The sequence below is a fragment of the Spirosoma pulveris genome (genome assembly GCF_054781875.1).
This window is the reverse complement of sequence record NZ_BAAGTO010000001.1, coordinates 1,511,876-1,523,556: the sequence shown is the minus strand read 5'-3', so window position 1 is coordinate 1,523,556 and position 11,681 is coordinate 1,511,876. Positions and strand designations below refer to the sequence as shown.

Sequence of the window (11,681 nt, the reverse complement as noted above, 5' to 3'; positions counted from 1 at the left end):
CTTTTAAACAGGACCAGAAGAATGATGACTGTCTATAAATGTGTCAGAACAACACTATTTATATTTTTGTGTACGCTGAGTGCCCATGCACAATCTAACTTTTCCAGCAAAACCATCGGCGTTGGCGTTGTAGTGGCCGATATCGATCGCTCGGTTGATTTTTATGTCAATGGCATTGGCATGGTCAAAACGGGCAGCTTTACCATCAATGAAGATTTTGGCAAACGCTCCGGCCTCACCAACGGCGTAGCGACGAACGTAACCATCCTGAAACTCGAAAACAGTCCCGACGCCACCGACTGGAAACTGATGAGTTTTGGCAAAAAAGCAGCGCACCCAAAGCCGAAATACATTCAGGACGATACAGGTATGCAATACATCACCATCCAGGTGAAAGCCCTGCAACCCATCATCGACCGGTTGACGAAGATGAACGTGCCATTTCTGGGCAGTACGCCCACACCGCTGAACGACAAAGCGCACTTCGTCTTCGTGCAGGACCCCGATGGAAATTTTATTGAGCTGATCGGGCCGCTGCAGTAACGGAGGAAGACCGTAACTGATCCGATTGTTTTTGTCATGCTGACGAAGGAAGCATCTTCGGTCGCTGCATTTTGACTGTTACCGAAGATGCTTCCTTCATCAGCATGACAAAACACCTTTGCAAAACTAGTTACACTTGAGTACATACATGAAAATCAAGTTGTTTCGCTTCTCTGTATTAGCAAGTATTTTCCTGTTTATGGGGAGCCTGCCCCGCTTTGGCGGGGTTGCAGTTGCCCAAACGGCCCGGAACCCGGTCATTTTTGCCGATGTGCCCGATATGGCCATGATTCGGGTGGGTGATACATACTACATGAGCAGCACCACCATGCACCTGAGTCCGGGACTGCCCATCATGAAGTCGAAAGACCTGGTCAACTGGAAACTGGTTGGCTACGCCTACGATACGCTGACAACGGCCGATGCGATGAGCCTGACCAATGGCAAAAGCACTTACGGGCGCGGGTCATGGGCCAGCAGTCTCCGCTACCACAACGGACTGTACTACGTGACGACCTTCGCCCAGACCAGTGGCAGGACGCACATCTATACCACCAAAAACATTGAGAAAGGCCCTTGGAAAGAAGTGTCTTTCAAACCGTCATACCACGACCATAGCTTGTTTTTTGACGACGACGGTCGAACATACCTAATCTACGGCGCAGGCAAACTCCGTCTGGTCGAACTCAACGCCGATGCGTCGGGGATGAAGCCCGGCACGACCGAACAGGTGATTATCGAGAACGCCAGCACCCCATCGGGCACCGGTGGCGGCCTACCCGCCGAAGGGTCGCAGTTGTTCAAGGTGAAGGGTAAATACTACCTGTTCAATATTTCGTGGCCCCGTGGCGGCATGCGGACGGTAATCATTCACCGGGCCGACAAGATCACCGGTCCGTGGGAAGGCCGCGTAGCCTTGCAGGATAAAGGCGTGGCACAGGGCGGATTGATCGACACGCCCGACGGCCGCTGGTTTGCTTACCTGTTTCGCGATTTCGGTGGCGTAGGCCGCATTCCGTATCTGGTGCCCGTTGAGTGGAAAGATGGCTGGCCCGTGTTGGGCGAAAATGGCAAAGTGCCTGAAACCCTCGACTTGCCAGCCAGTAAAGGCTTGATTCCGGGCATCGTCAACGCCGATGAGTTCACCCGTAAAAAAGGCGATCCAGCCCTGCCGCTGGTTTGGCAGTGGAACCACAACCCCGACAACGCCCTTTGGTCGGTTTCGGAGCGAAAAGGCTTTCTGCGGTTGAAAACCGGCCGGACCGACACCTCGTTCGTGATGGCTCGCAACACGCTCACCCAGCGCACCATCGGCCCTGAATGCACCGGATCGACGATGCTCGATGCATCGAACCTGAAAGACGGCGACTTTGCCGGGCTGAGCCTGCTGCAAAAGAACTACGGACTGGTGGGCGTGAAAATGGAAAACGGCGCAAAGTCGATCGTGATGGTCAGCGCCAGTTCCGGGAAACCGGTAGACGTACAGCGGGTGCCGCTGGGTCAGAAAACGGTATACCTGAAAGCCGAATGTGATTTCCGCGACCGCAAAGACACGGCCCATTTCTTCTACAGCCTCGACGGCAAAGCGTGGACGGCCATCGGCGAGCCGCTGAAAATGCCGTATACGATCCCGCATTTTATGGGCTACCGCTTCGGACTGTTTAATTACGCTACCCAGGCAGTGGGCGGCTTTGCCGACTTCGATTTCTTCCGGATTAGCGACGCCATTTCCGGAAAATAAACCCTCTTCGTTTCAACTACTCCAATGAACTATACGCTTTGTCTTTTGCTGTTAGCCACCCTCTGGGCAAAGGCGCAAACCACAACGATCAGCAGCCCGGATGGAAAATTAGTAGTGTCCGTCTCGCTGGAAAATGGCAAGCCGGTCTATAGTGTTTCGCTTAATGGTAAGTCGTTTTTGACTAAATCGCCATTGGGGGTAAAGACGAATGTGGGCGACTTTTCGGAAGGACTTGTCGCGGGTAAGCCGGCGAGCATGACCACCCTTGACCGGTCGTATGAATTGCCCAACATCAAGAAAAGTAAGGTTCATTACGTTGCCAACGAAGGCGTATTGTCTTACTCCAAAGCTAACCTTCCTGCTATCGACATCACCTTCCGGGTGAGCAATAACGACGTAGCGTTCAAGTACAAAGTCTATCCGCAAAAAGCGTCACGCTCCTGTGTGATCAATGAGGAAACATCGGGGTTTGTGCTGCCTGCTGGAACAACCACGTTTTTGTCGGCACAAAGCAAAGCGATGGTGGGTTTTGCCCGAACCATGCCCAGCTACGAGATTCCCTATACGGTCGATGATACGCTGGGTGAAAACGGTCGGGGTAATGGCTACACATTTCCCTGCCTGTTCAAGGTGAACACCAATGGCTGGGTGCTGATCTCGGAGACGGGCGTCGACAGCCGGTACTGTGCGAGCCGCCTGCTGGGTCGTTCCGGTGGATTATATACGATTGGCTTCCCGATGCCCGATGAAAACAACGGCATCGGCACCTCGGCACCGGGTATTCCACTGCCCGGCGAAACACCCTGGCGCACCATTACCGTCGGCGAAACACTTGCCCCAATTGTGGAGACAACCGTGCCCTTCGATGTCGTCGAACCCCGTTATGAGGGGTCGCAAAAATACGAATACACTAAGGGTTCGTGGAGCTGGATTATTGGCATGGATGGCCGTACGGTCTATGATGAGCAAGTTCGGTACATCGACTTCAGCGCGGCCATGGGCTACAAAACCATTTTGGTCGATGCTCTTTGGGACACGCAGATCGGCCGGGAGAAAATGGCTAATCTGGCTAAATACGGGGCCAGTAAAGGGGTGAGCCTGTATTTGTGGTATAACTCCAACGGCTACTGGAACGATGCGCCACAAGGACCACGAGGCATTATGGACAACACTATTGCTCGTCGTAAAGAAATGGCCTGGATGAAAAGTATTGGCGTGAAGGGTATCAAAGTCGACTTTTTCGGTGGCGACAAGCAGGAGACCATGAAGCTGTACGAAGACATTCTTTACGACGCCAACGACTACGGGATCCTGTGCATTTTTCACGGGTCGACACTGCCGCGTGGCTGGGAAAAAATGTATCCTAACTACGCGGCAAGCGAAGCGGTGTTAGCTAGTGAGAATCTCGCTTTTTCGCAACGGAGCTGTGATATGGAAGCATTCAACGCCACTATTCACCCGTTTATCCGTAATACGGTGGGCAGCATGGATTTCGGCGGCAGTGCCCTGAACAAATTCTACAATGCTACGAATACGCCAAACCGGGGCTCCAAACGAGTCACCTCTGACGTGTACGCGCTGGCAACGGCGGTTCTGTTTCAGAGTGCCGTGCAGCATTTTGCCCTGGCCCCGAACAATCTCACCGATGCCCCAGCCTGGGCCATCGACTTCATGAAAGCCGTGCCGACTACCTGGGATGAGGTCCGTTACATCGACGGCTATCCGGGCAAGTATGTGGTGCTGGCGCGTCGGCAGGGCACGAAATGGTACGTGGCTGGTGTAAATGCGCAAAAAGAACCGGTCAAACTGAAAATCAAATTACCCATGATTGCCGCCGGAACAACGTATAAATTATATAGCGACGATGCACAATTAACGGGAAAACTAACGTCTGAAAAGCTTCCGAAAAGTCAGGAAGTAGAGTGGCTAATTCCAACAAACGGGGCTGCGGTTCTAATAAATTGATGTAACGCGGGTACGGATAAATTTTCCTGAAGCCTGGTGTGAAATAAAGCACCGGAAATTGGCAGTTGAATGAAAAACGAGAAGACAATTACTCTGCTACTGACGCTGGCACTCATTGTGGGCCACAGTACCGGGTTTGCACAAAGCAGTACAGGTGACAAATCGTTCTACAGCGAGGTGAAAACCTACGTCAATCCCGTATTGCCCGGCGACCATCCCGACCCGACGATGCTGCGCGTAGGTAATGATTTTTACCATTGCGGGTCGAGCTTCCATTTTACGCCCTACCTGCCCATCTACCATTCAAAAGACATGGTACACTGGGAGGTGATCAGTCGCGTGGTTCCGCCTACGGCCAGCTTCGTCACCGACCGGCCTTCGGCAGGCATCTGGCAGGGGGCCATCACTTACTTCTATGGCTCGTACTGGATCTATTTCTCGGCCAATGGGCAGTGGTTTTCTAAAGCCAGCGACCCCAAAGGGCCGTGGTCGGAACCGGTTCGGGTGAAAGGCGACCCCAAAACGGGACCACTGGGTTACGACAATTCCATTTTTGTCGACGATGATGGCAAGCCCTACATGGTGATCAAGAACGGCCAGAAAACCAACCGCATTCAGGAACTCGGCCGCGATGGGCAACTAACGTCGTCAGTCATTGATCTCGACTGGGTCAATGCCAAACTCCAGTACAGTTGGGCGGAGGGGCCGGTCATGTGCAAGCGCAACGGATACTACTATTATTTTCCGGCGGGCGACGTCTCGGGCGGGCAGTATGCCATGCGCGGCAAAGCCCTCACCGCCGACTCGACTCAATGGGAACGGCTGGGGAATTTCTTTAAACCGATCACCGATCCCAAAACGGGCTTCCGTCGGCCCAATCATATTTCAGCACCGATCAAGTTGGATGATGGCACGTGGTGGACCATTGGCCAGAGTTACGAAAAGCCGCTGGAAGGAGCCGACTGGTCGGGGATGGGCCGGCAAACGGGTCTTTATCAGGTAATCTGGGAAGATGACCGCCCTTGGGGTGTGGCACCCACAACGAAACCTGTTACAAAGCCCAACTTACCGCAGTCGGGTATTCTGTGGCGGAGTGCCCAGTCTGACCGGTTCGACAGCGAGACGCTGTCACTGAACTGGCATTTCCTGAACAAACGTGCCGCTGGCTGCTATTCACTGTCTGCCCGCAAAGGTTGGGTACGTCTCTCGCCCGACACCGCCCGCGTGCACCTGATGCAGAAAGAAACGGACCACTATTATTCGGCCGTAACCCGCGTTGACCTGAATGCCGGGGATACCGCTGCAAAAGCCGGGCTTTATTTGTCCAACGGTAATCAGAAAGTGGTTGTGCAGCTCTACAGTGGGTTCGAAGGTGGCAAGAAGATAATTTTTAAGCTTGATACGGCTATGCGTACGGTTCCCAATTCGGTCGGGAATGTTGTCTGGCTGAAAATAGAGCGGTACGAGCACCAACTGACCGGATACTATAGCGGTGACGGGAAGCAATGGATAGCCATCGGCGCGCCTGTCAGTGCTGTCAGTCTGGATAAAGTTCAGCCCAATTACAATTCGTGGGTGGGTACCAGCGTCGGCCTATTCGCCGAAGGTAAACCCTCCGACTTTGACTTCTTCGTGTGCAAGGATGGTTTTTCGGCGCTTCCCGCCGTAGGCTTCAGCAACTTTTATGGCGTTGAAAAGGTAGGCGAGGCTGCTGAGAGTGGCGTTACCAACGACTCCGATCTGGGCGGCTGGTTCATGCTGTCGGGCGTTGATCTAGGCGTTGGAAAAGATGTCGCCAAACAAGTTCAGGTTCAACTGGCAACGGCTTCGTCAGGTACGCTGGAACTATGGCTCGACGATCTGAAGACGGGAAAGAAACTGGCCAGCATTCCGTTCAAATCGACCGGTGGCAAGGCCAACTGGAAAACGATAAGCCAGTCCATCAAAAGTGTCTCCGGGCATCATGATGTATTCGTAAAATTTCCCGCCGGACAAGCTAATGTCGCGACGATTAAAACCCTTCAATTTCAAAAGTAGTGGTCCATGCCGAGCGTCATTATCGATATATTGAAGATCCTAAACTGACTAAACCCATGAAAAAGCGAACTGGTAATTTCCTCTTGATCGGGCTCTTTCTGTTGAGTCTGAACGCCGTTGCCCAGGACAAAAACTTTTACATCTTTCTCTGTTTCGGGCAATCGAACATGGAGGGAAATGCTAAAATTGAAGCGCAGGATACCATCAATGTAAACCCTCGTTTTCAGGTAATGGAAGCCGTTGACTGTCCGGCCATCAACCGAACGAAAGGAAACTGGTATACCGCTAAACCGCCCCTCTGCCGCTGCCGGACGGGTCTCACCCCAGCCGATTATTTCGGTCGGGAACTGGTAGCGAATCTTCCTGAAAAGGTGAGAATCGGCGTTATCAACGTAGCCGTCGGTGGCTGTAAGATCGAGCTGTTCGACAAAGACCATTACGAATCGTATACTGCCAACGTGCCGGGCTGGATGAAGAATTTTATCGGCGAATACGGCGGAAATCCTTACGCCCGGCTGGTCGAAATGGCGAAACTGGCGCAAAAAGACGGGGTAATCAAAGGTATTCTGCTGCACCAGGGCGAGTCGAATACGGGCGACACACTGTGGACGAAGAAGGTGAAGGTCGTGTACGACAACCTGATGAATGACCTCGACCTGAAACCCAAAAAAGTGCCGCTGCTGGCGGGTGAAACGGTCGGCGCTGACCAGAACGGCAAATGTGCGAGCATGAACCAAATCATTGCCACGCTTCCGCAAACGATCAAAAACGCCCACGTGATTTCATCAGCGGGCTGCACTGATTCGGCCGACGACCTGCACTTCAATGCCGCCGGTTATCGGGAATTGGGGAAACGATATGCTACGCAAATGCTGTCCTTGCTGGGGTATAAGCCGACTGCAACGAACTAGCGTGAGTTATGAAAGTTTGTTTAAGCACGAGCGGCCCGGTCCTGCGTCGGGATAACAAGAGCACGTATGACAAAATACCTCAACGTGAAAAAAACGTTTTACCATACTGGATTCATTGATATGAAGCGCTTTCGTTTAAATTATACACACTGTATTGTCGCGTTGTTTGGATGGCTGTTAGCGCCAGTAATCGCAACCGCGCAGGAGATAATGCCGCTCTATTCGGGTGCCGTTCCCAATTCGAAAGTATCTGATGTACAGGAAACAGGGGCGGAGACCGGAATTTTAAAGGGCATTACCAAGCCCACACTGGAGTATTTCAAACCTTCTCCAGACAAAGCGTCCGGTGCGGCTGTCATCGTCATTGCCGGGGGCGGCTATGGCGTAGTCGTATACAACGGCGAGGGCGTAGCAACGGCAAAAGCGCTGGCTGAAAAAGGCGTTGCGGCTTTCGTGCTGAAGTACCGGCTTCCCGGCGATGCGATCATGCCCGACAAGAAGATTGGCCCTTTGCAGGATGCCCAGCAAGCCATCAAGCTAGTGCGCGAAGGGGCCGCCAAATGGGGGATCGACGCTACGAAAATAGGCATCATGGGTTTTTCGGCGGGTGGACACCTGGCTGCCACAGCGGCAACGCATTTCGAGAAAGCATATGTCGAGAACACCGGTAACACCAGTCTGCGGCCCGATTTCCAGATCCTGGTTTATCCCGTCATCAGCATGCGCGACAGCCTCACGCACGGCGGCTCGCGCGATGCGCTGTTGGGTAAAAATCCATCGCGACCCGACGTCGAGCTGTTTTCCAACGAGCTTCAGGTACGTGCCAACACGCCCCCAACGTACCTGACCCATGCGGCCGACGATAAACTGGTTGATGTGGACAACAGCATTCTCTATTTCGAAACCCTGCGACGCCAGAAGGTACCGGTCGAGATGCACATCTACCCCAAAGGCGACCACGGGTTTATCTTTCGTCACCCCGGATGGATGGAGCCCTTGTTTGCCTGGATGAAGCTGAATAACTGGATTAAAAACTAATCATGTATTGACCTGCCCAACTATGTCGAAATCCTTTTTCATTCGATTATCTCTCGTTCTGCTGACAGGTCTTTCCGGATTTGCCCAAACAGCTCCACCAAAACCCGTTGGGCCGCTTCCGAATGCGAATCAGTTGCGCTGGCAGAAAATGGAGTACTATGCCTTCATCCATTTTTCGATCAACACGTATACGGACATGGCCTGGGGCCTTGGTAATGAAGACCCGAAGTTGTTCAACCCGACCAAACTGGATTGCCGGCAGTGGGCGCGTATCTGTAAAGAGGCCGGGATGACAGGCATTATTTTTACCGCAAAGCACCACAGCGGTTTCTGCCTCTGGCCGTCGAAATACACGGACTACTCTGTTAAAAATGTGCCCTGGCGCAACGGGAAAGCCGATGTCGTGCGCGAACTGGCCGACGCCTGCAAGGAATACGGGCTTAAGTTCGGTGTGTACCTCTCGCCTTGGGACCGGAACCATGCCGACTATGGTAAGCCGGAATATATCACCTACTTCCGTAATCAGCTAACAGAGTTGCTCACCAACTACGGTGACATTTTTGAAGTCTGGTACGACGGCGCCAACGGCGGGTCGGGGTATTATGGCGGAGCCAACGAAACGCGAAAAATCGACGCAAAAACGTATTACGACTGGCCAAATACCTACAAACTGGTACGGAAGCTCCAGCCTAACATCGTGATCTGGAACGATGGGGGCGACCGGGCCGATCTGCGCTGGGTGGGTACCGAAGCCGGGTACGTCGGCGAGACAAACTGGAGCCTGCTGAATGCGACCGGCGATGTACCGGAAGAGATGCTTCGGCACGGCGTTGAAAACGGCAATGCCTGGGTGCCGGGCGAAGTAAACACGTCCATTAGGCCCGAGTGGTTTTACCACGAACGCGAAGACAGAAAGGTGAAAACATTGCCCCAACTGATGGATACATATTACAATTCCATCGGTCGGAATGGGACGTTGTTGCTTAATTTCCCGATCATGCCCAACGGCCTGATTCACGAAAAGGACGAAAAAGCTGTACAAGCATTTGCCAAAGCCAGGAAAGAAGCCTTTGCCGTAAATCTGGCCAAAAATGCGAAAGCTACGGCCTCTGAGGTACGTGGAAAAAGTGCGGCTTACGACGCCAGCAAAGCCATCGATGCCGACCCGGAAAGCTATTGGGCCACGGATGACGCCGTTCGCAGTGCATCGCTGACGCTGACATTCAACAAACCCATGATGTTTAATCGATTTTTAGTACAAGAGCCTATTCGGTTAGGGCAACGGGTAAAAGCATTCAAAGTCGAAGCGCTGGTCGATGGAAATTGGAAAGAGATTGACAAGCAAACGACCATTGGCTACAAACGTATTCTGCGGTTTCCGACCGTCGAAGCCACGCAACTGCGCCTGACGATTCTGGACGCCAAAGGAAGCCCGCTGATATCCAATCTGGCCGTTTACAATGCCCCCCTGATTCTATCGCCCCCGGTTATTACCCGCAATCAGGCGGGCGACATTCAGATCAAGCCGGGCGACACCGAATCGGAACTGTATTACACGCTGGACGGTAGCACGCCAACGGCAAAAGCTACTAAATACACGGCTCCGGTGAAAACCGAAAGCGGCAAAGTTGAACTGAAGGCCATTGCGTACAACCCCTTTACCAAGCAAAGCAGCGTGGTCAGCGAAGAGAAATTCGACGTCGCCCGCAGCAACTGGAAAGTTCTGAATACGGATGCCAAATCGGCCTATCAGGCTTTAGACGGCAACCCCGGTACGTCCTGGCAGCAGCCTAAAAGCCAGCGCCTGCCTGCGGATTTAGTGATTGATTTAGGTAAGGAAGAAAATTTGGTTGGTTTCCGGTATCTGCCCGCCCAGAACTGGTGGGAGGAAGCCAGCATCATCACCCATTACGAGTTCGGAGTGTCGACCGACAACAAAGTCTGGAAACGGGTCAGCGAAGGCGAATTTTCGAATATCAAAAATAGTCCGTTCTGGCAAACCAAACCATTTGCACCGACTAAAGCTCGGTACATTAAACTGCGCGCGCTGAAGAATACACAGGAGGGGTCAGCCTCAGGCTATGCGGAAGTAGATGTGATTACGCAGTGAGTGCGTTTTGTCATCCCGAAGAATGAGGGATCTTCTCTAGCCGGAGTTTTTTATCCTCACCCGAAGATCCCTCGTTCCTCGGGATGACAAAAACAGGATGACAATATGGTCTTGATGACAAAAGACAACCCCTAAACCCTTAACCCCTTATGAACCAACAATTACTCCATCGATTCTGGCTCTTCTTGGCCGTATTTGGCCTGTATGCCGGGGCACTGGCCCAACAGCCGGGTGGCTCGGTCGTGGTGTCGCCCCAGGTCAATCCCGACAATACGGTCACGTTCCGGTTGCAGGCCCCGTCCGCCAAAGACGTGAAACTGAATGCCCAGTTCGAGAAGGCACCCGTGTCCATGACCAGGGATGCGCAGGGTGTTTGGAGCGTGACGGTTGGCCCTGTGAAGCCCGATATGTACCCCTATTCGTTTGTGGTGGACGGAATTTCGGTGGCCGACCCCAAAAACTCAGCCATCTTTCCGAACGAAGGTTTTCAGAACAGCGTGGTCGAGATAACCGGTTCAACGCCCCTGGTGCACACCCTTCAGAACGTGCCCCACGGCACCCTGTCGTATCGGTATTATACCTCGCCCGAGCTGGGGCAACGGCCCGTAGTTGTCTATACTCCGCCTGGCTATGAGACAGATACAAAAACAACGTACCCGGTACTATACCTCCTCCACGGCACCACGGATCTGGAAGAAACCTGGACGAAAGTGGGGCGCGCCAACATCATTCTGGATAACCTGATTGCGCAGCGCAAAGCCAAACCCATGATCATTGTCATGCCCTACGGACGGGCGTATCCGGTGATCAGCAAATCGTCGGGGAGCCTTCGCAACTGGGACAATCTACAGGCGTTCAAGAAGGATTTTATGGGCAATCTGTTCCCGTTTGTTGAGAAAAATTACCGGGTAAAAAAGGACAAAGACAGCCGGGCCATTGCCGGATTTTCGGGGGGCGGTGGTGAAACGCTCTACCTTAGCCTGAACAACCCCGACCTGTTTAGCTGGGTTTGCGGCTTTGCCCCCGGTATGCTGAAAGAGGAGTTCGACCGCAACAACGCCACGGCCTTTGCCAACCCCACCCTCACCAACCAACGCCTGAAACTGTTCTGGATCGGCGTCGGGAAAGATGACGGGCTGTACCCGGTCATCAACGACTACCTGAAGGTACTCGACGAGAAAAAAATCAAACACGAAACCCTGATTTCGGACGGTGGCCATACCTGGATGAACTGCAAACTCTATCTGTCGACCATCGCCCGGAAATTATTTCAGTAAGCCATTACAATACCCGTTTCCTAAAACCCGACACTGCCCTCAGTGTCCTAATCTGTGAA

Annotated in this window: 8 protein-coding genes; all 8 read left to right on the top strand. The window is 52.9% G+C overall.

The window, feature by feature from the left end; genetic code table 11:
- The first annotated feature begins 24 nt into the window (after window positions 1-24).
- The 8 genes from ACYVJM_RS06200 to ACYVJM_RS06165 all read left to right on the top strand — a co-directional run bounded on the left by ACYVJM_RS06200 (window position 25) and on the right by ACYVJM_RS06165 (window position 11,622).
- Window positions 25-543, top strand: coding sequence for a VOC family protein (locus tag ACYVJM_RS06200; protein ID WP_461147743.1), 519 nt, complete (start codon window positions 25-27; stop codon window positions 541-543).
- A gap of 199 nt (window positions 544-742) precedes the next feature.
- Window positions 743-2,284: a glycoside hydrolase family 43 protein gene (locus tag ACYVJM_RS06195; RefSeq protein WP_461147742.1), complete on the top strand. Its 1,542-nt coding sequence runs from the start codon at window positions 743-745 to the stop codon at window positions 2,282-2,284.
- 24 nt (window positions 2,285-2,308) lie between these two features.
- A complete protein-coding gene (locus ACYVJM_RS06190) occupies window positions 2,309-4,249 on the top strand; it encodes a glycoside hydrolase family 97 protein (protein ID WP_461147320.1) in 1,941 nt (646 codons plus the stop codon).
- Window positions 4,250-4,318: 69 nt separating this feature from the next.
- Window positions 4,319-6,286, top strand: a complete 1,968-nt coding sequence (locus ACYVJM_RS06185; protein ID WP_461147319.1) for a family 43 glycosylhydrolase — start codon at window positions 4,319-4,321, stop codon at window positions 6,284-6,286.
- A 56-nt stretch (window positions 6,287-6,342) separates the two neighbouring features.
- A complete protein-coding gene (locus tag ACYVJM_RS06180) occupies window positions 6,343-7,197 on the top strand; it encodes a sialate O-acetylesterase (protein WP_461147318.1) in 855 nt (284 codons plus the stop codon).
- A gap of 120 nt (window positions 7,198-7,317) precedes the next feature.
- Complete coding sequence (locus ACYVJM_RS06175; RefSeq protein ID WP_461147741.1) at window positions 7,318-8,235, top strand: alpha/beta hydrolase; 918 nt, start codon at window positions 7,318-7,320, stop codon at window positions 8,233-8,235.
- Between the two features lie 22 nt (window positions 8,236-8,257).
- Window positions 8,258-10,345, top strand: coding sequence for an alpha-L-fucosidase (locus tag ACYVJM_RS06170; RefSeq protein WP_461147317.1), 2,088 nt, complete (start codon window positions 8,258-8,260; stop codon window positions 10,343-10,345).
- 149 nt (window positions 10,346-10,494) lie between these two features.
- Window positions 10,495-11,622 carry an esterase gene (locus ACYVJM_RS06165; protein WP_461147316.1) on the top strand — a complete coding sequence of 376 codons (1,128 nt, stop codon included), beginning with the start codon at window positions 10,495-10,497 and terminating at the stop codon, window positions 11,620-11,622.
- Window positions 11,623-11,681: the final 59 nt, after the last annotated feature.